Genomic DNA, 23,700 nt, shown 5'->3' with positions numbered 1-23,700 from the left:
GGCCGCTACGGATCGGGGAAAACATGCTTATCAACCGTCGTCATGCTTTGGGCCTCATGGGCGCTGCCGCTGGCACGTTCATCATGCCGGGGATTGTCCGCGCCAATCAGCGCCGCTCGGTCACCGTCGCCGTTCAGAAGATCACCAACAACAACACGCTCGACATCTGGAACGAGCAGTCGAATGTCGGCGAGCGCGTTTTCTTCCCGAACCTTTGGGAAGGCCTGATCCTGCGTGACTGGATGGGCAATCAGGGTCCGGTTCCGGGCCTCGCCACCGAATGGAAGCGTCTCGACGACAAGACCATCGAGCTGAAGCTGCGTCAGGGCGTGAAGTTTCACAATGGCGATGAACTGACCGCCGAAGACGTGGTCTTCTCCTTCTCCGACGAGCGCCTGTTTGCCGGCACCGAGCCTGCTGGCGGCAAGACGCTTTATGAAGCGAATTTCAAACCGCAGACGGAAAAAGAACTGCCTGCCGCCATTCCCGGCGTTTCGCGTCGTCTCTGGCCCGCGCTGCGCGGCGTCGAGGCCGTCGATAAATATACCGTCCGCTTCCACAATGCGACGCCGGACGTCACGCTTGAAGGCCGCCTCTATGCCTTTGGCTCGCAGATCGCCAACAAGCGCGCCTGGGATGAAGCCAAGTCCTATGCCGAATGGGCGCGCAAGCCGGTCACGACCGGGCCTTACAAGGTTGCCAGCTACAAGCCGGACGTAGAACTCATTCTCGAAGCCCATGACGAATATTGGGGCGGCCAGCCGCCGCTGCAGCAGATCCGCTTCGTCGAAGTGCCGGAAGTTGCAAGCCGCGTGAACGGCCTGATCTCCGGCCAGTACGATTTTGCCTGCGATCTGCCGCCAGACCAGATCGGCACCGTTACCGCCAATCCGGGCCTCGAAATCCAGAGCTCGACCATCTGGAACCACCGCATCACCGTGTTCAACACGCAGAACGAAATCCTGCGTAATCCGCTCGTGCGTCGCGCCATGACCCATTCGATCGACCGTCAGGCGATTGTGGATGCGCTGTGGGCCGGTCAGACGGTTGTACCGGCCGGCATGCAGTTTGAAAGCTTCCGCACTTCCGACATGTTCATCGATGACTGGCAGCCGCCGAAATTCGATCCTGAACTGGCGCGCGATCTCTTGAAGCAGGCCAATTACAAGGGCGATGCTATCCCTTACCGGCTGCTGAATAACTACTACACCAACCAGACGCCGACGGCGCAGGTTCTGGTGGAAATGTGGAAGCAGGTCGGCCTGAATGTCGAGATCGAGATGAAGGAAAACTGGGCGCAGATCCACGATCCGGAAGGCGTCAAAGGCGTTCGTGACTGGTCGGCATCCAACAACATCAATGATCCGATCACGCCGCTGGTGGTCCAGTTCGGCCCGAATGGTGAAGCGCAGCAGAAGAAGGACTGGTCGAACGACGAGGTCAACAAGCTGTCGGTCATCATGGAAACATCCACCGACCGCGACCAGCGCAAGAAGGCCATCAAGCGCATGCTGGAAATCTGCGAGCGCGAAGACCCTGCCTACAATGTTCTGCATCAGAATGCCGTGTTCACCGGCATGAAGAAGGAACTGAACTGGAAGGCCGCACCGGCATTCGCCATGGATTTCCGTTCCACCAACTGGGACGTCTGATCCGCTGATCAAGGCTGGCATTTCACAATGCCAGCCTTTTCATTCTCAATGAAATTGCATCGATAATCGCAAAAGACCGCGATTGACCGACAGAAAGGGACGACCGTGGCATTCGTCTCCATCCGGGACTTGAAGGTCTCTTTCAGCGGCGTACAGGTTCTGCACGGAATCGATCTCGACGTGAACCGTGGTGAAACGCTGGGCCTCGTCGGTGAATCCGGCTGCGGAAAGTCCGTAACCTGGCTTGCAGCCCTTGGGCTTCTCCCCGGCAAGGCTTCTGTGTCAGGCTCGGTCGAGGTGGACGGTCAGGAACTGGTAGGCTCCACCCGCTCCGTCAAGGAAAGCGTTCGCGGCGGGCGTATCGCCATGATCTTTCAGGACCCGAGTTCGTCACTCAATCCTGTCAAGAAAGTCGGCCATCAGATCGTTGAATCGCTGTCGTTGCATCGCGGCCTGAAAGACAAGGCCGCGCGCAGCGAAGCCGTCCAGCTGATGGAACGCGTCGGTATCCCCGATGCGGCCCGTCGCTTCGATCTCTATCCGCATGAGTTTTCTGGCGGCCAGTGCCAGCGCCTGATGATCGCCATCGCGCTCGCCGGTCAGCCTGACGTCCTCATCGCCGACGAACCCACCACCGCCCTTGATGTAACCATTCAGGCGCAAATTCTCGATCTTCTGGACCAGATTCGCCGCGAAACCGGTATGGCAGTGGTATTCATCAGCCACGATCTCGGCGCGGTCAGCCAGATATGCGAACGCGTTTGCGTCATGTATGCCGGGCGTATCGTTGAAAGCGGAACGACGGTCGAGCTGTTCGACAGGCCACAGCATCCCTATACGCGGGGACTGTTCGAAGCCATTCCGCGCCTTGACGGCGGGCGTGAGCGCCTTCGCGCCATTCCCGGCACTGTGCCCGATCCGCGCAATCTGCCAACAGGCTGCGCATTCGCACCGCGCTGCGCGCAAGTTGGCGAAACGTGCACAACGGCAATGCCCGATCTTCTGATGCGAAACGGCCAGAAGGTCGCCTGTTTCCACCCCCATGCGGAAAGCGCGGGATCGCACGTCTATCACAGCCGCACAATCCTGACAGAAGGGGCTCTGGCATGAGTTTCCTGCTTGAAGCAAACAATCTGGTACGGGTTTACCGCAGCGACGGGCTGTTCAAGAAAGCCGATCCGGTCAAGGCCGTGGATGGTGTCAGCCTGCGCGTTCAGCCCGGCGAGACGCTGGGTATCGTCGGTGAATCCGGCTGCGGCAAATCCACACTCGGGCGCATGCTGCTCGGCATTGATGACGCCACCGAAGGCGAGGTTCTGTTCGACGGCAAGCCACTGCCGCGCCGCCACACAGCCGGCTGGCGCAAGCTGCGGGCCCAGATGCAGCTCGTCTTTCAGGACCCGCTGGCGGCGCTGGATCGCCGCCTGCCGATTGCGGCACAGATCGGCGAGCCACTGCAAATTCATGGGCTAGCTTCCGGCGCGGAACTGAAGGAACGTGTCGGCGAACTGATGCAATCTGTCGGGCTGCGCCGCGATCAGGGTGAACGCTATCCGCATGAACTGTCCGGCGGTCAGCGCCAGCGCGTCATCATCGCCCGCGCCCTTGCAACCAGCCCAAGGCTGCTGGTCTGCGACGAACCGGTTTCTGCGCTCGATGTTTCCATTCAGGCGCAGGTGGTCAATCTCCTGCGCGACCTTCAGGAGAAACACGGCATCGCCATGGTGTTCATCAGCCACGATCTGAAGGTCGTGCGCAACATCTGCGACCGCGTCGCGGTCATGTATCTCGGCAAAATCGTCGAAGAGGCAAGCTCCGGCGTGATCTTCGAAACACCCCAGCACCCCTATACCAAGGCATTGGTGTCTTCCGTTCCGATACCGGGCAAGAAATTCAACCAGCGCATGATCCTGAAGGGTGAACCGCCAAACCCCGCAAACCGCCCGAGCGGTTGCGTGTTTCACCCCCGGTGTCCGGTGGCGGGCTTTCAATGCCCGACGACGATGCCCGATCTGGAATCAACCGGCTTTGACCGGCGCACGGCTTGTCATTTCGTTGAGCCAGCGAAAAGCGCTGCGTGAGGCACCCATGATTACCTTCATAGCGTCCCGTCTCTTCCGCGCGCTGATCACCGTCTTTCTGGTGATGACCTTTGCCTTCGTGGTGCTGCGCATGTCCGGTGACCCGGCGCAGATTATGCTCGGCCCCGATGCGCCACAGGAATCCATCGATGCTTTCCGCAAGGCCTGGGGCCTCGATGATCCCATCTGGCTGCAATATCTATCCTATCTCAAGGGCATATTGAGCTTCGATTTCGGTATCTCTATGCGCGACAAGGCACCGGCTATCGATCTGGTACTGCAACGTGTGCCTGCCACGCTCCAGATCACCATTCCGGCGCTGATTATCAAGCTTTGCCTCGGCATTCCGGCAGGCGTCTATGCCGCACTGCACCGTCAGGGCATCGCCGACCGCGGCGTCATTACTTTGTCGATCCTCGGCTTCACTGTGCCGTCTTTCGTGCTCGGTCTGGTGCTGGTGCTGATCTTCTCGGTACAGCTCGGCGTGCTGCCATCCGGCGGCAGCGATACGTGGGTCCATGGCATTCTGCCGACCCTCACCATCGCCATTGGCGGCACTGCCATTCTCGCGCGCTTCTCGCGCTCGGCCATGATCGAAGTGCTGGGACAGCCTTATATCCGCACGGCATCAGCCAAGGGCATCAGCTGGAACGATGTGGTGTGGAAACACGCTTTGCCCAACGCATCGGTACCCATCGTCACCATTGTCGGCTTCATGGTCGGTGCATTGATTGCCGGGGCGGTGGTTGTCGAAACCATCTTCTCATGGCCCGGCATTGGCCGCCTTCTGGTGGTGTCAGTCGCCAATCGAGACCTCGCCGTGGTGCAGTGCCTACTGCTGATTATCGCAAGCTGCATGGTGATCTCCAATCTCGTGGTCGATGTGCTCTACGGCGTTCTCGACCCGCGCCTGCGCACTAAAGCCGCGCATTGAGGTGGACGCAATGACCGATACCGCTCTTTCCCCCGCCGCAACCGTCAAGGCGCCCGCGCTCATCACGCGCCTGCGCACCACCATGCCGATGAGCGTCGCCTTTGCCTGTTTCTGGCTTGCGCTGATGTTGTTCGTTGTGATCTTCGCGGACTATCTGCGGCCCTATTCCATCACCAAAATGGACCTGATGGCGCGCCTTGTCCCGGTGGGATCACCGGGACACTGGCTCGGCACGGACGAGTTGGGCCGCGATGTTTATTCGCGTCTGATCCAGTCGATCCGCGTCTCGCTGGTGATTGCCTTTGGCGCAACGATCCTTTCTGCGGTCTTCGGAACCTTGCTGGGCTTTCTCGCCGCCCGCTTTCGCGGCTGGGTCGAGCACATTGTATTGATGCTGGCCGACTTTCAGGCCGCCCTGCCCTTTATGGTGCTGGCGCTCGCGGTGCTCGCTTTCTTCGGCAATTCCATGCCACTGTTGATCGGCCTGATGGGTTTCTACGGCTGGGAGCGTTATGCCCGTATCGCACGCGGTCTTGCCATTTCCGCCGGGGCGCAAGGCTATGCCAGCGCAGTGGTACAGCTCGGTGCAACGCCATTTCGCGTTTATTTCCGTCATATCCTGCCCAATGTCGCTTCGACGCTGATCGTCTCCATGACGCTGACATTTCCGGAAATCATCTTGATGGAATCCGGCCTTTCCTTCCTCGGTCTCGGCGTTCAGCCGCCGGAATCGTCGCTTGGCAATATGGTTGGGTTCGCGCGCGAATATCTGACACGTGCGCCGTGGATAATGCTGGCTCCGGCACTGGTGATCGTTCTGACCACCCTCTCGATTTCGCTTCTGGGTGACTGGCTTCGCGACAAGCTCGACCCCACTGTTCAGTAAGGACACAAGACATGAAAAAGATCATGGCCCATCGCGGCGCTCGCAACCTGTGGGCGGAAAACTCGCTCACCGGCTTTCGCAATGTTCTGGAGCTCGACATCGACAGTGTGGAGTTCGACCTTCACCTGACCGATGCCGGTCAGATACTCGTCATTCATGACGCCTCGCTCGACCGTACCACCACGGGTTCCGGTGACGTGCGCGCGCTCGATGATGCCGGTCGCCGTGCGATACGGCTGAAAGACGAACAAGGCACAGTTACCGCCGATTACATCCCCACCTTCGAGGAAGTGCTCGATGTCTTCGCTGAGCGGCCGGACGTGCTTCTCTATGTCGAACTCAAGTCCGGCGCCGACGGTAAACCCTATGACGGCCTCGTGGAAAAGGCCGTGGAAATCATCCGCGCCCGCAATATTGGCGACCATGTCGTGCTGCATTCCTTCGACCGCAGCGTGGTTGAACATTGCGCGGAAATCGCGCCGGAAATCGACCGTCTGATTTCGCTCAACGCACAATGGGTGGAGCGAAATGGCGGGCTGGAAACCTTCTTCCGCAGCGTCGAACCTCTGGTCCGTTATGTGGGCGTGCACCACGAATTGTTCGAATCCGAATTCGACCGCATCACGTCGCTGTTCCCGAAGGATCGCCTTGGTGTCTGGACGCTCAATGATCGCGCACTGATCGACCGCTGGATGGAGCGTGACGTTGCCTACATCACCTCCGACAGTCCTGATCTGGTGATCGCATCGCGACTGGCACTGGCTGAAGCTGCAGCCTGACACATATCACCTGAACAACGGTTTTGCCTGCACATCAATCCGGAGGCGAGGCAGGACCGCTCTATCCCTATGGCTTCCGGTCAATCCAGGAAATTGATTATGTCCGACCTGCCGCTTCTCGGCGCAGCCGTGCCGCTGTCTTACCTCGAAGAAAATCTCGATTTCATCCTGTCGGAAAACCGCGATCTGGAGATACAGGATTTTGTCCATGTTGCTCTCCTGAAAGCCGACTGGAAGACGCCTGCAAGCCGCATCAAGACCTTGCTCGACGGCTACAAGGGCCGCCTTGGCATCCACGGTCCATTCTGGGGTCTCAACTTTTCCAATCAGGACGAAGACATTCGCAAGATCGTCACTGAGCGTTATCTTCAGGGACTGGAAGTCTGTGAATTCATCGGCGCAACGCAGATGGTGATCCACAGCCCTTACAATTTCTGGACCTATAACAATATCGACAACTTTCCGGAAAGCGGCCCGCAGATCGTGGACTATGCCCATGAAACGCTGGCTCCAGTCGTCAAGCGCGCCGAGGAAATCGGCTGCACGCTGGTGATCGAAAATATCGAGGACATCGACACCGACGCGCGCTGCCTGCTCGCAGACAGCTTCCAGTCGCCAGCCGTCGCCGTTTCGGTCGATACCGGCCATGCCCATTTCACCTATGGCTCGCTTGGCGCGCATCCGGTCGATTATTTCATCCGCCGTGCGGGCAACCGCCTGCAGCATGTCCATCTGCAGGATGCGGACGGCCACGCGGATCGTCATTGGGGCATTGGTGAAGGCACTATCCGCTGGCATGGCGTTTTCGCCGCTCTTGCCCAGCTGGAAAGCAATCCGCGCCTGATCCTCGAACTGCGCGACAAGAACAAGATCATGCCGTCGGTCAAGTTCCTGCAGGATGCAGGTCTGGCACGCTAATACCTGAAGCAGAGCGCCGAGCAATCGGCGCTCTGCTATTTCTAGAGCGGTTCCTGTTTGACGGAATCGTCGGAACCGCTCTAAGTTTTTGTTTTTACACATTTCCGGACGCAAAACCGCTTCGCACTTTTGCTGGAAATGCTCTATTCAGCGGCGACCTGCGTTATCGGCCAGTTGCGGCCTGTATGATAGGCTGGCAGGCGTGCGCTCTTTCCGCTGATCTTTTCGCGCAGTGTCCCTTCGCGATATTCGGTCTGGATCAGGCCGCGCTGTTGCAGCACCGGCACCACTCCATCCACGAATTCCGGCCACCAGCCAAGCGTCGTCACCGGGACAATGTTGAAGCCATCGACACCCACATCGACATAACGCTGGATCTCGTCTGCCACCTGTTCCGGCGTGCCGGCAAAACGGCCCGACACAGTTTCCTTGAGAAGGTCGCCGAAGGTGACGACGCCGCTTGGTGCAGCCTGAATGAAGGCCCGCACATTGCCGCGCACATAATTGGTCTCCAGAATTTCATCGAGCCGCCGCGTCGGATCGATGTCAGAGAGATCGACGCCCATGCCGCCGCTCCAGAACGACTGCAACGCCTCGATGCTCAACCATTCCTTCAGCTCACGGCGCTTGCGATGCGCCTCCTCTTCCGTCGCGCCGATCACCGGCGCCAGAGAAACGATGAATTTGAGGTCGTCCGGCTGGCGGCCAAAGGCAACAGCGCGCGCGCGTATATCCTCAATGTCCTGCCGTGCGCCTTCCGGCGTCCGGGCAGGAATGAAGGTCGCTTCGGCATGTTTGGCTGCAAAATCGCGCCCAGCTTCCGACGCCCCTGCCTGAAACAGGAAGGGCGTGCGTTGCGGCGACGGCTCGACAATATGCGGACCCTCGACACGGTAGCGCTCGCCCACATGATTGATTGTGTGCACCTTTGCCGGATCGGCATAAATCTCGCGCTCGGCATCGGCCTGCAGCGCATCATCTTCCCAGCTGCTTTCCCACAGCTTGTAGACGACTTCGAGATATTCCTCGGCCCAGGCGTAACGGTCGTCATGCTGCGGCAGCGCTTCCAGACCGTAATTGCGGGCCGCGTTGTCGAGATAGGACGTGACAATGTTCCACCCGACACGACCGTCGGTGAAGTGATCGAGCGTCGACATCTTGCGGGCGAAGCCGAAAGGATGCTCCTGCAAGACCGAACTCGTCACCGCAAAGCCGATATGTTTCGTGGCGGCGGCCAGTGCCGAAACAAGGCTTGCCGGATCGTGGCTCGGAAACTGCATCGCCGTGCGGATCGAGGTTTCCTTTCCACCGCGAAACTTGTCGTAAACACCGGCGACATCCGCCAGAAATACCGCATCGAAGAAGCCGCGCTCGGCTTCCTGCGCAAGCTCGATCCAGGGATGGAGCTTTTTGAAATCCACCTGATGGCGGCCATTGGGATGTCGCCAATAACCATGGCTGTGGTGGTTCGGCGTGACATGCGCGAAGGCGTTGTAGATGATCTTTTTCATGCTGCATCCGCCTTTGCCAGTTGACGCTCTTCGCCAGCCTGCGTGTTCCTGGCAGGACTGGTGCCCCAGATATTCTGCGGCCCATTGCCATTGACCACATAATCGCCGATTTGCCGCTCGCGATAGATCAGGGGATTGTGCGAGGAAATCGCCCGCGCATTGCGCCAAAGCCGGTCCAGACCGCGCGACTTGCTGAGCGCCGATGCGCCAAGTCCGCCGAACAGCAAGGTCGTCGCCTCCAGAATCTGGGTGGCTGTCGCGACCTGTGCCTGAAACACTTCGACATCGAGCCGCACGCGATCGTCTTCCGTGGCTTCGCCCTTCAGCAGCCTTTCGAAGAACCGCTCAATCGTCGCCGTCGCGGTTATAGTGGCGACATTGGCACCGTAGACCTTGGCAAAGACCGAGCCAACGACTTGCAATATCTGCGGGTCTTCCCGCGCCGTATCGGCATTGCCATGGGCATAAGTGCGACGGCGTTCGGCAATATAGGTGGCCGTCTCGCTCGCAGCTGCGCGTCCGATACCGGACAGTGTCGCCAGATGCGTCAGCTGATAGATAGCCGACAGATGTTCGGCTCGTGTAAGCGCCGAAACGAAATCCGCTTCGTCGAGCTTCACATGGTCGAAGATGGTGGTGCCGCTCGCCGTCAGCGCCTGACCGAAGCCATCCCAGTCATCGATGATGGTAAGCCCTTCCGCCTTGGTGGAAACGACGACTGTTACCCAAGCATCGTTTCGCCCGGCAGTGACGCCGATCCAATCCGCATAATAAGCGCCGGTCGTATAGAACTTGCGGCCATTAATTTCAGGGCCTTCGGGTCCGTCTGTCACAACGGTTGCAAAGCTGCCGTGGCGGGAATCTCCCGGCTCCGTATGGGCTGGCGAAAACCAGTCACCAGCACCGGCAAGCGTCAGCCAGCGTGCGCTCCAAGGGCTGGCCGGATCGGGCAGCAGTGTTTCGATAAAGCCGAAATGACCGCGCAGAATCTGCGCAAGATTGGAATCCGCCTCCGCCAGTTCGATCAACAGCGCGAAAAGCGTGACAAGGCTTGCACCATAGCCGCCATGTTCGCGCGGAACACGGATCGCGCCGAACTTTTCAGCGCGCAGCCATTGCAGCTCTTCGACCGGCAGGATGCGGTTGCGATCCCGCTCCACCGCACCAGCGCGGATTTTTGCGAAGATCGGCCGGAACCGGGCTGCCAGCGTCTCGAATTGCGCATCCGGCACGTACGGCCAGATTGGCTCCAGCGCCACCTGTTGGGACTGTGTCATGCTAACTCCTGTATTGCATTGAGGTGTGCGCCTTGGTCCGCAGGCTGTTGCACCCGGCGGATGGGCAGAACGGATTCGATAAGCTTGCACGTGGATGGGTGCTTGCCGCTGGCAAAAAGGTCGACGGCATCGAAGGTTTCCAATATCCGGCCTTGTTCCATGACCGCGACGCGATCGCAGAGAAACTCGATAACCGGCAGGTTATGGCCGATGACGAGATAGGTCAGATTCAGGCTCTCTCTGAGATCGAGCAGCAGATTGAGAATTTGCGCCTGTATCGAGACGTCGAGCGCCGATGTTGGTTCATCGAGAATGACAAATTCCGGATTGACGGCCAGCGCACGGGCAATGCCGATGCGCTGGCGCTGTCCCCCGGAGAACTCATGCGGATAACGATTGAGATGTTGCGCACGCAACCCGACACGCTCCAGCGTATCGGCAGCCTGCTCCAGCGCCTGCTTGCGGCCTTGCACCAGCTTGAGGCGAAGCGGCGCGGCGATCAGCTGTTCTCCCACCGTCTTGCGCGGGTTGAGGGATGCGGTACTGTCCTGAAACACGAACTGGAACCGGCTGCGGAATCGGCGATTGGCCTCGGCGTCCAGCGTGCCTATATCCTCTCCCAGAAAGCGGATTGAACCGCTGGTGACGGGGATAAGCTTCGCCGCAAGGCGCGCCAGTGTCGATTTGCCGGAACCGGATTCGCCGATGAGCCCGAATATCTCGCCCCGACGCACATCGAGATTGGCATCGCGCACGGCAGGGATAGGCGCTGCCTTGCCGCCGAAGAACCCCGAATGGCTGGCGAACTCCTTGTGAATGCCTTCAAGGCTGAGCACCACCTCGTCGGAACGCGGGTGTACTGCGCCCTGATCGGCCCCAGCTGCGGTCGGCACGCCGATGCGGCGCGATGCAGACGGATTGGCAATGCGATCGCCGACGACCGGCACTGCATTGATGAGGCGGCGCGTATAATCGTTCTGCGGCTCGGTCAGCAGTTGCGTCGTCGGCCCTTGCTCCACGATCTTGCCTGACTTCATCACAGCAACGCGCTGGCTGAGATAGGACACCACACCAAAGTCATGGGTGATCATCAGGATCGCCGTACCGAATTCCCGGTTGATATCCAGAAGCAGATCGAGAATCTGTTTCTGGATCGTGGCATCGAGCGCAGTCGTCGGCTCGTCAGCAATCAACAGCTTCGGATTGTTCATGATGGCAAGCGTGATCATCACACGCTGCCGCATGCCGCCGCTCAATTCATGCGGAAAAGAGCGCAACACACGCTCCGCATTGCGGATTCCAACCTTGTGCAGCCAGCCGAGCGCCTCTTCCCGCGCCGCACTGGCGCTCAACTGCTTGCGATAGCGCAGGTTTTCTTCGAGCTGCTGGCCGATCCGGAACGACGGATCGAGAGAGGTCAGCGGGTTCTGGAAGATCATGCTGACGCCAGCGCCACGCACGCTGTTCAGCGCGCGCTCGGAAAGATCCAGCAGTTCCTGCCCTTCAAAGCGGATGCTGCCGCCAAGCCGTGTGCTGCGCTGCGGCAGCAAGCCCATGATGGCCGAAGCCGTCACACTTTTGCCTGAACCGGATTCGCCCACAAGGGCCACGATCTCGCCCGGCTCGATCCGGAAGTCGATATTTTCGACCGCCGTATCGTAACGGTCGCGATTGGCAAAGGCGACGGTAAGGCCTTTTACGTCCAGAAGCGTCATATCAGTTCTTTCCAGATATTCGTCATCGGCGCGGATCGAGAAGATCGCGCAGGCCGTCGCCCAGCCAGTTGAAAGCCAGCGCAACAGCGACAATCACCAGAGCAGGAACAGTGGCCACATGCGCCGATCCGAGGATCAATACCTTGGAGCCTTCCGACACCATGCGCCCCCAATCGGCTGTCGGCGGCTGCGCGCCAAGACCGAGAAAGCTGAGACCCGCCGAAAACACGATCATGCCGCCAACCATCGTGGTGCCGTAAACCAGCACCGAGGTCGCAACATTAGGCAAAATCTCGCGGAACACGATTTCAAACTGCGATGCGCCCAGCGCCTGCGCCGCTTCAACATATTCCTTGTCGCGTTCTGCGCGCACTTCGGCATAGACGACGCGGGTGAGATAGGGTGTGGCGCTGAAGATGATGGTGAGACCGACAGTCCAAAGGCCAGGGCCAAAGGCGGTGGCAAGCCCGATAGCAAGCAGCACCATCGGGAAGGCGAATGCCAGATCGATGACGCGCATGATGAAAGCTGCGAGCTTGCCACCCTTGTAGCCCGCAGCAAGACCAAGCGCGATGCTGAGCAGCACCGCCGCCCCAACTGGCAGAACACTGACCAGCAGCGAAGAGCGTCCGCCCCAGATCACCCGACTCAGAATGTCGCGCCCCTGCGCATCCACGCCAAGGACATGATCGGGCGTGCCAAGCGGTGCGAGACGCAGCGCCGCGTCGGCGACATTCGGATCGTATGGCGCAATCCAGGGCGCCGCTACGGAGACCGCCACGACGGCAAGAATGAACACCAGACTGGCCAAGACCAGCCTGTCACGTGTCAGGCGATGCCAGCGCAGGGATGCGGTTGAGCTGCCCAACTCGCGGGACAGGATGGTTTGCGTGGTTTCCACGATAGCCATTAGAAGTCGCCTTTCATCAGTTGGAGCCGCTCGCCGTCCGGGACAGCCGCGGGTTCAGAAGGTCGAGGGCAATGTCGGTGAGGAGATTGACAGCCAGGAAGCAGCCGGTAATCAGCATGGTGCCCGCCTGAATCATCGGGTAATCGCGGCCTGCCGCAGCGTTGTAGAGCTGCGTGCCGATGCCGGGCCAGGCAAACACGTTTTCGACGAAAATCACCCCGCTCAGCAGATAGCCGATCTGCAAGCCGGTCATGTTGATGACAGGGCTCAGCAGATTGCGTCCAACATGGCGGCGCACAATGGAGGCTTGAGGAAAGCCCAGCGCACGATAGGTGCGAATGTAATCGGAATTCATGATATCGATCACACTGGACCGCACCATGCGGGCGAGGATCAACATCGAGATGATCGCCGCCGACAGAGCGGGCAGCACCAGATGCCGCAGAAGATCGGCAATGCTCTGATCGCCACGCGCATTGTACATGCCCGAGACCGGCAACCAGCGCAGCTGGACGCCGAAAATCCAGATCAGGATCAGGCCGAGCCAGAACACCGGAAGATTATGCGCCACCTGAACCAGCAGCATGACGACACGATCGCCAAAACTGCCTTGGCGCAGACCCGAGAAGAGGCCGATCAGCGTGCCGAACACGAGGCATATCAACACCGCTGCACCCGTCAGAATCAGCGTATTGGCGAAAGCACGACCCAGAACACTGGCAACCGGCACGCGCAAGGCCAGCGAGTTGCCCCATGTGCCGGAGATTAGATCCTTGATCCAGACGCCGTACTGGACCAGCAAAGGCTGGTCCAGACCGTATTGGGCACGGATGGCATTGATCGATTCCTGCGAGACCTGTCCGTGCAGCGCGTTGCTGATCGGGTCGCCCGGCGCAAGCCGGACGGCAACGAAGACCAGCGCCGAAATGACGAAGAAGACCGGGATCGTCTGTAGGACGCGATGCAGGATATAACGTGTCATGCTTCAAGCCAGACCGTGCTGAGATCGTAGAAATTCTGCGCCGGTGCGTTGAAGCCGCGAACATTGGCAGCAGCGGTGAAATAGCGCGTGAAGGTCAGCAGAGGCAGGATCGCCGATTTTTGCTGAAGCACCCCGTTGGCCTGCTTCCAGAGTGCAATCGCCTTGGCTTCGTCGGGTTCGCGTGTGGCGGCGGCGATGAGCTTTGCCGCGTCCTCGCCAATGGCGTCCTTGCCGCCATGACCGAGAATATATCCCTGATAGACCAGCTTGAGCCAATAGGGGGTAATGAAACCCCACTCCATCGCAAACAGCGCAACATCATCCGGCAGCTTGCCAAGATTGGCGGTATAGGTCAGCCATTCCTGCGAGACGATGCTGACCTTGATGCCGATCTTAGCCAGATCGCGCTGGATCCACTCGATTGTCGGCTGGTTGGCTTCATCGGTGATGATGGTGAAGGCAATCTCGCCATCCTTGAAGCCTTCCTCGGCCAGAAGCTTGCGGGCAGCTTCAGGATCATAGGCATGGTCGCGCTGCGCCGGATCATAGGCAGTATTGCCGATATTCAGAATGCTGTAAGACGGCAGCGCATGGCCGCGGAAAAGCGTCTTCGCAATGCCTTCGCGGTCGATGGCCTGTATAATTGCCTGCCGGATCTTGGCCGACGCGGCATATTTATTCGTGAAGTGCCAGCCGAGAAAAAGCTGACCCGCGCCAGTGCTGTCCAGCACCTGATAGCCCGCATCCGTCAGCGTTTCGACGGCATCGGTCGGGGTGCGTGTCAGAATGTCGATCTCGCCAGATTGCAGCGCCGAAAGGCGGGTGGAATCATCGGTGATCGGGCGGAAGATAATGCGCTCGACACGCGCCTTGGCGCCCCAATAGTCATCGTTGCGCTGCAGAACCGTCTTTTCATTGCGAATACGTTCGACAAATTTCAGCGGCCCAGTGCCGGTCGGATGTTCGGCCAAACCGTCCTGCCCATAGGTGCGCAATGCCTTCGGGCTGAAAACGCCTGATACGTAATTGCCTTGCGGCAGCATGCGCGGAAATTCGCGGAACGGCTCACTGAACACATATTCCACCGTATGATCGTCGATGATGTTGAAGGCGGTCAGCGTGCCATAGACGTTCTTCATCGTCGCGCCAGCGCGAACGTCGTAGAACTCGAAATCCTTGTCGGTAAAGCGACGGATATTGAAGTGCAGTGCGTCGGCGTTGAAATCCTCGCCGTCATGGAACTTCACGCCACGCCGCAGCTTGAACTTGAAGCGGGTGAAGTCGTCATTGGCTTCATAGCTTTCCGCGAGCGCGGGCACCAGCGGCGGCGCACCATCCTGCGAGGTGACGCTCAGATCTTCGGCCAGAAGCGATTCATAGATATGCTTGTCGAGACGGTAGGTTTCCCAGGAATATTGCCGGTTGGGGTCGTAGAAAGTCGGCTCCTGATACTGTCCAACCACGAGTGTGCCGCCGGAAACAGGCTCGCCCGTTGCGGCTTTCGTCGCGCTTGATGTTGCATTGGATGCGGCTTTGGCAGCCGTCGACAGGGTGATTGCGAGAAGCGAGCTGCCCACAAGAAACGAGCGGCGGGAGATAATGCTGGATGTCATAAATTAAGGCCTCGAAGGTTGGACGGTCGGTGGGATTCTGTCGTCTTGCCTTCGGTCTTGATGGCCTGGACAGTCTGGCTCAAACCCTAGATTGGGCGGCGCGGACTGATAAGAAAAGTATTTCTATATTTTTTATAGACTATAAAAAGCCAGTTCGTTCCAGCTCATCTTAATTATCGCGGAATGGCAGAAACAAGTGAGCCTTCCGCCGGAGACGGAAGGCCCAAACGCTTCGTTGTGAAGGGCTAAGCTTGGGAGGTCATTTTCTAAAGGTCTTCGGGTGTTTTGCCCTCAGTGGCGGCGCGCGCGAGCAGTTTCGGCACACCCCAGGAGGCCGGGTCTTTGGCCGCATATTCCGCAATGCGTCGCGCTATTTCCGACAAGCCGACATGTCCCGCCCAACGCATCGGCCCGCCGCGCCAGCGCGGGAATGCATAGCCGTAGATCATCACCAGATCGATATCGGCGGAACGTGCAGCAATGCCTTCTTCCAGAATGCGGAAGCCTTCCTCGACCATGGCCGCCGTCGCGCGGGCAACGATTTCCTCGTCGCTGAAGGCGCGACGCTCAATACCGGCGCGCTTTGATTCTTCGATGACGATGGCGTCGATCAGCGCCGAAGGCGTTGCCTTGCCGCCCTCGTAATCGTACCAGCCCGCATTGGTCTTGCGACCGAGGCGACCCGTTTCATCCACGATGCGGTCAGCAATGGCAATGTAACGGAAGCCTGCTTTGGTCTTCCAGCTGAGACGCTCGCGGTTGGCATAAGCAATGTCGAGACCGGAAAGATCCTGCACCTCGTATGGCCCCATCGCCATACCAAAGCCGCGCATGGCGGCATCGATCTGAGCGGGCAACGCCCCTTCGATCAGCATGATATCGCAGGTCTGGCGATAACGGGTCAAAATGCGATTCCCGATGAAACCATCGTAAACACCGGCCAATACGGGGATCTTCTTCATGCGCCCGGCGAGGCGCAAGGCGGTCGCGAGTGTTTCCGGGCTGGTGTCATCGGCGCGGATCACTTCCAGAAGTTTCATCACATGGGCGGGGCTGAAGAAATGCAGCCCCAGAAAGCGGGCCGGATTGCGCACCACTTCGGCAATGTGATTGACGTCGAGATAGGAAGTGTTGGTCGCCAGAATGGTCGTTTCCGGCAATGCAGCATCGAGTGCGGTAAAGACTGCGCGCTTGACGTTGATATCCTCAAACACAGCCTCAATAGCAATATCGGCTGCGGGCAATGCATCATAGCCGACATGGAAACTGAACCGCGCCGCCTGATCCGCTTCGACCTTTTCCTGTGTGGATATTCCGCGCGCGACCGCCTCGCCGTAGAGCTTGGCGATATTGGCGCGGGCGCGCGCCGCGCCGGCTTCATCGGTTTCGACCAGCGCCACATTGATGCCAAGACCGGCCAACGCATAGGCTATGCCTGCCCCCATCGTGCCGCCTCCAACCACCACCGCGGAGGCGATATCCGCGCCACCAGTCTTGCCCTGTCCCATTGCCGCGCGCTCGGCGAAAAAGACATGGCGCAAAGCAGTCGCCTGATCGCTGGACTTCAGCTCCAGAAAGACGGCGCGCTCCTGCTCCAGCCCGTCATTCAAAGGCAGCGTGCATGACGCCTCGATCAGATCGATGGCCTTTTGCGGAGCAATCTGATTCGGACTGCGTTTTGCCACCTGCTTGCGGGCCGCTTCGATTGCAGCGTTGTTGAGCACAGGGCCACGCAATGCGCCGGTCGCCGGGCGTTCCAGCCAGGAATAGCGCCGCGCTGCTTCAACCGGATTGTCGGCCAAAGCATCGACAAGGCCGATCTTTTCCGCCTCGGCGGCACCGATCACCTTGCCTTCGGAGATCAGCGACAGCGCATTCTCCAGCCCAACCAGTCGCGGCAGGCGTTGCGTGCCGCCAGCGCCCGGCACCACGCCGAGCGTTACTTCCGGCAAACCAACCGTTGCCTTCGGCGCCGCAATACGCACAGCGCAAGCCAACGCCAGCTCCAACCCGCCACCGAGTGCAGTACCGTTGATAGCGGCGACAACCGGCACCGGAAAAGTCTCGATACGGCTGACAATATCCGGCAGATGCGGCGGTTGCGGCGGCGCAGAAAATTCCTTCGCATCGGCCCCGGCCACAAAAGTCCTGCCCGCCCCGGTCAGAACAACCCGTCCGACACCCGCCGCCTGTGCCCCGTCCAGTGCCGCCATCAGCCCTTCACGCACCGCACGTGATGTGACGTTGACGGGCGGGTTATCGATGGTGATCAACGCAATGCCGTCATCAATGGACAGGTGGACCGGATCGGACATGAATAGGCTCTTTACAAATGAGGGTGGAAGCCGCCGGAAACGGCCATGATCTCGCCCGTGACAAAACGGGCAGGCTCCGAAGCGAAATAGGCGACCGCCTCGGCAATTTCCTCCGGCTCGGCCATACGCCGGTTATAGGCTCTCGACACCAGCCGCGCGGCGTTTTCGGCAGGCATGGTTTGCGTGACGGATGTACGCGTCAGCCCCGGCGCAACGGCATTGACGGTAATCGCGGGCGCAAATTCTTCCGCCAGACTGCGCGTGAGCGAGGCTATCGCCGCCTTGCCCGCCGCATAATCCGCCTGCCCGCCCTCACCGCCGATGCGAAGTTGACGATCCGTCCAACCCCGCCCTTCAGCATGCCCGGCGCAAAGGCGCGGATCAGATGGAAACTGCCCATCAGATTGAGGTCCAGCGTGGCGCGAAACCGCGCCTCGTCCATTTGCAGAAAGGGTGTGTAAAGCTGCGAAGAACGGATACCGCCAACCGTGTTCACCAGCACATCGATACCGCCAAAGACTTTGAGCGTTTCCGCGGCGAAAGCCTCCGCTTCCGCCGTCACGGTCACGTCGCCGCGCAAGGTTACGATATTCAGTTCCGGAAATTCCTTCGCCAGCAGGGTGGCTGTTTCGCCAAGCCTTGTGCCGGAAATATCGGTCAGTGCCAGTTGCCGCGCACCGTCCGCGACGAGCCGTCGAATGATGGCGCGGCCCATCGGGCCTCCAGCACCTGTTACGACGACACGCGGTCCGGCGATACGGTTGGCACTGTTGATGGTCACTTGCGGTTCCTCTCATATTCTTCACGCAACTCGTTGCGCAGCGCGAATTTCTGGATCTTGCCGGATGCCGTCGCAGGCAGACGGTCACGCAGTTCCAGACGCTCGGGGAAATACTGGCGCGCCAGATGCTGCGCACCAAGGAACGAAATCATACTGTCGAAATCAACCGTCTGACCAGACCGCGCGACGATGAAAGCGCAGGCGCGTTCACCCAGACGCTCGTCGGGATAAGCGACAATGGCCACCTGCTGCACGGCGGGGTGCTTGTAGAGAAGCGCTTCCACCTCAACGACTGGAATATTTTCCGCGCCGCGAATGATCACATCCTTCGAACGGCCGCAGATACGGATATAGCCTTGCGCATCCATGCGCGCGATGTCGCCCGTATCGAACCAGCCATCGGCATCGGTATTGTTCCATTGCGGGCGCTTCAGATAGCCGACGAAATTCGAGCAGCCGCGCACGAAAAGCTCGCCCTCATGCCCCGCCGGGGCAGGCTTGCCATCGGCCCCGCGTACCTGCAATTCCATGCCGGGCAAGGCCGGGCCGTCAGTATTCACCGAACGGTCATCCGGGTCTTCCGGCGGCACAACGGTCACCGCGCCGTTTTCCGTCATGCCCCAGGCGGAAATCACCTTCGCGCCCAGAATGCGATTGCCACGCTCGACAAGCGGACCCGGAATGGCTGTCCCTGCGCAGAGGAAAATACGCAGGGAAGACGCATCCGTGCCTCCGTCCTCAACCGCCGTGGACAAGTCCATCAGGAACGGTGTGGAGGCCATGGTGAAGGTCACGCGTTCTTCCGCAATCACCCTTGCGGCCAGCGCCTTGTCCCAGAGATCGAGCAGGACCATGCGCGCTTGCAGCATGAACGGCATCAGGAAGCCGTACATAAAGCCGGTCTGGTGCGCCATCGGCGAAGCCATCAGGACAATATCGTCCGTGCCAAGCCCAAGTCGGGCGGCATAGGCAACCAGATTGGAATACATCGTATTGGCGGTGTGCATCACGCCTTTCGGCTCGCCCGTCGTGCCGGATGTGTAGATCAGCTGGCAGACATCATTGGCGTCGCCGCGCACTGTCAGGGAGTAATCACGCAGACCCGGCGCATTATCGAATGCAGGGTCCATCAGCAGTGCGTCGAAACTATTGTCGCCTGCTCCGCCCGCCACGATCACATGCTGCAAATCCGGCAGATCGGGGCGCAAACCTGCGGCCATGGCTTCATGGTCGAAATCGCGGAACACCTTCGGTACAACAAAGGCCTTTACCTCACCGTGCTTCAGCATGAAGCGCAACTCGTGCTCGCGGAAGATCGGCATGACCGGATTGAAGACGATGCCGAGACGACGGCACGCGATATAGAGAACGACAAACTCCCATGAATTGGGCAACTGGCAAGCCAGAACATCGTCCTTGCCTAATCCCAGGCGCCGCAACCCCTCCGCTGCGCGCCAGGACAAATCTTCCATCTGCTTCCAGCTCAGGTCGCGTCGTGCGCCCGAAGATACGGCAATGCTCGTCATCGCCAGCGCATCAGGCTTGGCTTCAAGGCAGTCTTCGAAATAGTCCAGCAATGTCTTGCCCGGCCAGAAGCCTTCGGCCTCCATTTTCGCGCGGCGTGGCTCGATCAGCACAGCGTCGAATTTCATGGTTTCCTCCTCCCACTCATTGTCGGCGCAATGTCAGCCGCTGACAGCGGCCCTTCCCGCACGTTCGCGTGCGATGATGTTTTTCATGATATGTGCGGTGCCATCGCCGATCTGCAGACCGAGCACATCGCGCAGGCGCTGCTCGAACGGCAGTTCGTTGGAATAGGCCGCATGGCCGTGGATCAGCAGGCAGGCATGGATTGCCTCATAAGCCAGAAGCGGCGGCCACCACTTGGCCATGGCAGCCTCGGCCACATGCGGCATGCCCTGATCCTTGAGCCACAGCGCATTGAGCGACAGAAGCCGCGCAGCCTCCACCTTGGTGTCAAAATCGGCAAGCTGATGTGTGATCCCCTGAAATGTCGCCAGCGGCTTGTCGAAGGCCTTGCGTTCCTTTATATAATCCCACGCTTCATCCAGCGACTGGCGCGCCGTGCCAAGACATTGCAGGCCGATCAGCGAGCGCGAGAAATCGAAGCCCTGCATGACCTGCACGAAGCCCTTGCCCTCTTCGCCGAGCAGATGATCCACCGGCACCCGCACATTGTCGAAGAAGATCGAGCCGCGCCCGATCGCATGCTGACCGACATCGACAAAACGCGTGGTGGAAATGCCGGGTAGATCCATCGGCACGAAAATGGCCGAGATGCCCCGCGCCTTGTCTTCCGGCTTGCCGGTGCGGGCAAACACCACTGCGCCCTTGGCCTGATCAGCTGCGGAGATCGACGTCTTTTCACCGTTGATGACGTAATGATCACCGTCGCGCTCCATCTTGAGGCCAAGATTGGCCGCATCCGATCCGCCACGCGGTTCGGTCAGCGCAATGGCAAGCATCAATTCGCCTGCGATGAGTTTCGGCAGCCATTCGCGCTTGATCTCGGGATTGGCGAATTTGGCCAATATCTGCCCGTTCAGCGAGGCGAGCACATTGATATAGCCCATGTTGAAATCGCCGCGGGCAATTTCCTCGATGATGACGCCTGAATAGAGCGCACCGGAACCGAGACCGCCGAATTCTTCCGGCAGCTCAGGGGCGATCAGGCCAAGGCTGCCCATTTCGCGGACCAGTTCCGGGCCGAAGGCGCCGGATTTTTCCCGCGCCTGATAGCCCGGCGCGAGACGGTCCCTTGCAAACTTACGGGCGAGGTCGCGCAGTGCGTTGATCTCTTCGGTATCAAAAATGGTCGGATACATGGCTACCTCACTGACCCTGACGTCAGCGAGGAGGCGCAAAAGCGCTTATGAGGCACTGAAATGCACAGCATTGGTCCCTCCTCCCAGATAGACGTCTGCATATGTTTGTTGTCTGCGCCGGATATGCGGCGCGCCTTGCAACAGGCGCGCCGACCGGTCTTAGCTGGGCGGCTTATTTCGCGAATTTGCGGAAATCGGGCTTGCGCTTTTCGCGGAAGGCGACGCCACCTTCCTTGCTTTCTTCGGTATCGTAATAGAGCGACAGAGCGCGCATACCGAGCGCACCGATGCCCCGGATGTTTTCGCTGTCCGCGTTGAACGACAGCTTGGCGAGCGCCAGAGCGGTCGGCGAGCGCTCCATCAGTTCGGCCACCCAGCGATCCACTTCCGCATCCAGCTCTTCATGCGGGACGACCGCATTGGCAAGGCCCCATTCCAGCGCCTGCTGCGCAGTATAGCGCTTGTTCAGATACCAGATTTCGCGGGCGCGCTTTTCACCGATAACGCGGGCGAGATAAGCGGTCCCGAACCCCGGATCGACGGAACCGACCTTCGGGCCAACCTGTCCGAACTGCGCCTTGTCGGACGCGATAGTCAGATCGCAAACCGTGGCGAGAACATTGCCGCCGCCAATGGCAAAACCGTTGACGCGGGCGATCACCGGCTTCGGCACATCGCGGATCAGGCATTGCAGCTCGTCGACCGGCAGGCCGATCACGCCGCGACCGTCATATTGCCCGTCATGAGCCGACTGATCGCCGCCGGTGCAAAACGCCTTGTCACCAGCGCCCGTCAGCACGATGGCGCCAATGGACTTGTCCCAGCCTGCCTTCTGGAAAGCATGAATCAGCTCGTCAATCGTATGACCGCGAAAGGCGTTGTACTTGTCGGGGCGGTTGATGGTGATCCATGCCGCACCGCCGCGAACCTCATAGAGAATATCGGTATATTCAGTCATGGCTTCCTCCTCCTCATTCAGCCGTGCATCGTCAGGCCGCCGGAGACGCTGATCGTCTGACCCGTGATGAAAGCCGCATCGTCACTCGACAGGAATACAATCGCGCCGGGCAGATCATCCGGGCGACCAAGACGACCAAGCGGCACCGCCTTGGCAAAGGCAGTGCGCAGCTTTTCCTTGTCGCCCGCCGCTTCCATGAAGTTTTCCAGCATGGCTGTCTCGGTCACGCCGGGGCAGACGGTGTTGAAGGTGATGTTGTTGCGCGAATGCTCGCGCGCCAGCGTTTTCATGAAAGCGATCACACCGGCCTTGCATGCCGAATAAACTGACTCACCCGACGAGCCGCCGCGACCCGCATCTGAGCCAATCGACACGACACGACCGCCATTGCCACGCGCCACCATCGAGGCCAAAACCGGCTTGGTGATGTTCAAAACAGCGCGCAGATTGATGTCGATGATCTTTGCCCAATAGTCCGGCTCGGACTTGAGGAAGGGTATGAACAGATCCCAACCTGCATTGTTGACCAGCACATCGACCGGACCATATTCGGCCTCAAGCTTGGCTACTGCCGCACCCGTCGCGTCGAAATTCGTCAGGTCCACGATCATTGCCGTAGCATCGCCGCCCTTGGCCGTGATCGTATCCACCACCCTGGCGGCTGCATCCGCGCTGATATCTGCAACGACAACGCGTGCACCTTCTTCGGCGAAACGCAGGCAAGTGGCTGATCCAATCCCGCCGCCGCCGCCAGTTACGACAACTACTTTACCTTTTAGGCCACGCATGGCGTCCTCCTTCCATATAACAGATCAACAACGAAACGCCTTATAACAAACGTTAAACGCGTATATATCGCCGCATCCTGCCCCGAACCTCGGATCAAACTCCCATTTGAAATAGTTACAGCCAGCGAAAATTTATGTCAATATATTTACGTTATTTTATATGTCACACTCTCTTGACCTAAAGTCGAAGGACGTACACTCTGTCGCCGACAACCGAAGCGGAAAACATGACAAAGACCACAAAAGAGCGCGCTAAATTTACCGACCTGTCGCTAGGTCTCAGCAACCGGCTGTTCTTCCGGATGTATCAGTGCGCCAACATGCTGCATAAAACGGGCACGCGCGCGCTCGAAGAATATGGAATCACCACTCAGCAATGGGCTGTACTCGGCGCGCTGACGCGTACGAATTTTGAAAATGGCGTCGCGGTGGGCGATCTCGCCACCTTCCTGCTAGTCAGCCGTCAAAATCTGGCGGGCGTCCTGTCACGACTGGAAAGTCTCGGCTATATCGAGCGCGCCGTTTCGGAAACCGATAATCGCTCGCGCCTCATCCGGCTGACTGAAAAGGGCCTTAGCCTCTGGGACGAAAATATGCGCCCCGTCATCACCGGCTATTACGAGGAAGCGCTGGACGGATTCTCGACCGAGGACAAGATCCACATGCTGCATTACCTCGACAAGATGCTGCACAATTTCAAAGCCATTGACCCCGAAGCGACCTCAACCGAAGACGCTGCCGAATAGAATAAAGG

21 protein-coding genes are annotated in these 23,700 nt (G+C 59.3%); 8 read left to right on the top strand and 13 right to left on the bottom strand.

The window, feature by feature from the left end; all coding sequences use genetic code 11:
• Positions 1-23 precede the first annotated feature (23 nt).
• The 7 genes from QBD01_RS15520 to QBD01_RS15490 all read left to right on the top strand — a co-directional run bounded on the left by QBD01_RS15520 (position 24) and on the right by QBD01_RS15490 (position 7,250).
• A complete protein-coding gene (locus QBD01_RS15520; RefSeq protein WP_280993540.1) occupies positions 24-1,652 on the top strand; it encodes an ABC transporter substrate-binding protein in 1,629 nt (542 codons plus the stop codon).
• Between the two features lie 105 nt (positions 1,653-1,757).
• Positions 1,758-2,762 carry an ABC transporter ATP-binding protein gene (locus tag QBD01_RS15515; RefSeq protein ID WP_280993539.1) on the top strand — a complete coding sequence of 335 codons (1,005 nt, stop codon included), beginning with the start codon at positions 1,758-1,760 and terminating at the stop codon, positions 2,760-2,762.
• A complete protein-coding gene (locus QBD01_RS15510) occupies positions 2,759-3,733 on the top strand; it encodes an oligopeptide/dipeptide ABC transporter ATP-binding protein (RefSeq protein WP_280993538.1) in 975 nt (324 codons plus the stop codon). The genes QBD01_RS15515 and QBD01_RS15510 overlap by 4 nt, the downstream gene beginning before the upstream one ends.
• A 7-nt stretch (positions 3,734-3,740) precedes the next feature.
• Positions 3,741-4,667 (top strand): ABC transporter permease, encoded by a 927-nt coding sequence (locus tag QBD01_RS15505; protein WP_280993537.1) that lies wholly within the window; start codon positions 3,741-3,743, stop codon positions 4,665-4,667.
• Positions 4,668-4,677: 10 nt separating this feature from the next.
• Positions 4,678-5,553: an ABC transporter permease gene (locus QBD01_RS15500; protein WP_280993536.1), complete on the top strand. Its 876-nt coding sequence runs from the start codon at positions 4,678-4,680 to the stop codon at positions 5,551-5,553.
• A gap of 11 nt (positions 5,554-5,564) precedes the next feature.
• A complete protein-coding gene (locus tag QBD01_RS15495) occupies positions 5,565-6,332 on the top strand; it encodes a glycerophosphodiester phosphodiesterase family protein (protein WP_280993535.1) in 768 nt (255 codons plus the stop codon).
• Positions 6,333-6,431: 99 nt separating this feature from the next.
• Positions 6,432-7,250 carry a sugar phosphate isomerase/epimerase family protein gene (locus tag QBD01_RS15490; protein WP_280993534.1) on the top strand — a complete coding sequence of 273 codons (819 nt, stop codon included), beginning with the start codon at positions 6,432-6,434 and terminating at the stop codon, positions 7,248-7,250.
• Between the two features lie 143 nt (positions 7,251-7,393).
• Here the strand turns inward: QBD01_RS15490 and QBD01_RS15485 are convergent, their stop codons facing one another.
• The 13 genes from QBD01_RS15485 to QBD01_RS15425 all read right to left on the bottom strand — a co-directional run bounded on the left by QBD01_RS15485 (position 7,394) and on the right by QBD01_RS15425 (position 22,946).
• The gene (locus QBD01_RS15485) at positions 7,394-8,761 is read right to left on the bottom strand and encodes an LLM class flavin-dependent oxidoreductase (RefSeq protein WP_280993533.1); all 1,368 of its coding nucleotides are present in this window, start codon (positions 8,759-8,761) and stop codon (positions 7,394-7,396) included.
• Entirely contained in the window at positions 8,758-10,038 is a 1,281-nt protein-coding gene (locus tag QBD01_RS15480) for an acyl-CoA dehydrogenase (RefSeq protein ID WP_280993532.1), read from the bottom strand. Before QBD01_RS15480 ends, QBD01_RS15485 begins: the two co-directional genes overlap by 4 nt.
• Positions 10,035-11,837, bottom strand: coding sequence for an ABC transporter ATP-binding protein (locus QBD01_RS15475; protein WP_280993531.1), 1,803 nt, complete (start codon positions 11,835-11,837; stop codon positions 10,035-10,037). Before QBD01_RS15475 ends, QBD01_RS15480 begins: the two co-directional genes overlap by 4 nt.
• Entirely contained in the window at positions 11,776-12,663 is an 888-nt protein-coding gene (locus QBD01_RS15470; RefSeq protein WP_280993530.1) for an ABC transporter permease, read from the bottom strand. Before QBD01_RS15470 ends, QBD01_RS15475 begins: the two co-directional genes overlap by 62 nt.
• Positions 12,664-12,679: 16 nt before the next feature.
• The gene (locus tag QBD01_RS15465) at positions 12,680-13,645 is read right to left on the bottom strand and encodes an ABC transporter permease (protein ID WP_280993529.1); all 966 of its coding nucleotides are present in this window, start codon (positions 13,643-13,645) and stop codon (positions 12,680-12,682) included.
• Positions 13,642-15,258 (bottom strand): ABC transporter substrate-binding protein, encoded by a 1,617-nt coding sequence (locus QBD01_RS15460; RefSeq protein WP_280993528.1) that lies wholly within the window; start codon positions 15,256-15,258, stop codon positions 13,642-13,644. Before QBD01_RS15460 ends, QBD01_RS15465 begins: the two co-directional genes overlap by 4 nt.
• 266 nt (positions 15,259-15,524) lie before the next feature.
• Positions 15,525-17,573, bottom strand: coding sequence for an FAD-dependent oxidoreductase (locus QBD01_RS15455; RefSeq protein ID WP_280993527.1), 2,049 nt, complete (start codon positions 17,571-17,573; stop codon positions 15,525-15,527).
• Positions 17,574-17,584: 11 nt separating this feature from the next.
• Positions 17,585-17,827: an SDR family oxidoreductase gene (locus QBD01_RS15450; protein ID WP_280993585.1), complete on the bottom strand. Its 243-nt coding sequence runs from the start codon at positions 17,825-17,827 to the stop codon at positions 17,585-17,587.
• Positions 17,828-17,844: 17 nt separating this feature from the next.
• Entirely contained in the window at positions 17,845-18,354 is a 510-nt protein-coding gene (locus QBD01_RS15445; protein ID WP_280993526.1) for an SDR family oxidoreductase, read from the bottom strand.
• Positions 18,351-20,006 carry a cyclohexanecarboxylate-CoA ligase gene (aliA, locus tag QBD01_RS15440; protein WP_280993525.1) on the bottom strand — a complete coding sequence of 552 codons (1,656 nt, stop codon included), beginning with the start codon at positions 20,004-20,006 and terminating at the stop codon, positions 18,351-18,353. The genes QBD01_RS15445 and aliA overlap by 4 nt, the downstream gene beginning before the upstream one ends.
• Before the next feature lie 33 nt (positions 20,007-20,039).
• Positions 20,040-21,200: a cyclohexanecarboxyl-CoA dehydrogenase gene (gene aliB / locus QBD01_RS15435; protein ID WP_280993524.1), complete on the bottom strand. Its 1,161-nt coding sequence runs from the start codon at positions 21,198-21,200 to the stop codon at positions 20,040-20,042.
• Between the two features lie 172 nt (positions 21,201-21,372).
• Positions 21,373-22,158, bottom strand: coding sequence for a 2-ketocyclohexanecarboxyl-CoA hydrolase (gene badI / locus QBD01_RS15430; protein ID WP_078338376.1), 786 nt, complete (start codon positions 22,156-22,158; stop codon positions 21,373-21,375).
• Positions 22,159-22,175: 17 nt separating this feature from the next.
• Positions 22,176-22,946 (bottom strand): SDR family NAD(P)-dependent oxidoreductase, encoded by a 771-nt coding sequence (locus tag QBD01_RS15425; RefSeq protein ID WP_280993523.1) that lies wholly within the window; start codon positions 22,944-22,946, stop codon positions 22,176-22,178.
• 227 nt (positions 22,947-23,173) lie between these two features.
• Here QBD01_RS15425 and QBD01_RS15420 point away from each other — a divergent pair, with 227 nt between their 5' ends.
• Positions 23,174-23,692 carry a MarR family transcriptional regulator gene (locus tag QBD01_RS15420; protein WP_280993522.1) on the top strand — a complete coding sequence of 173 codons (519 nt, stop codon included), beginning with the start codon at positions 23,174-23,176 and terminating at the stop codon, positions 23,690-23,692.
• Positions 23,693-23,700 lie beyond the last annotated feature (8 nt).

Source organism: Ochrobactrum sp. 19YEA23 (genome assembly GCF_029909865.1).
Classification (GTDB): domain Bacteria; phylum Pseudomonadota; class Alphaproteobacteria; order Rhizobiales; family Rhizobiaceae; genus Brucella; species Brucella gambitense.
Note: the sequence above shows the minus strand (reverse complement) of the source record. Positions and strands in the feature narration are given on the sequence as shown.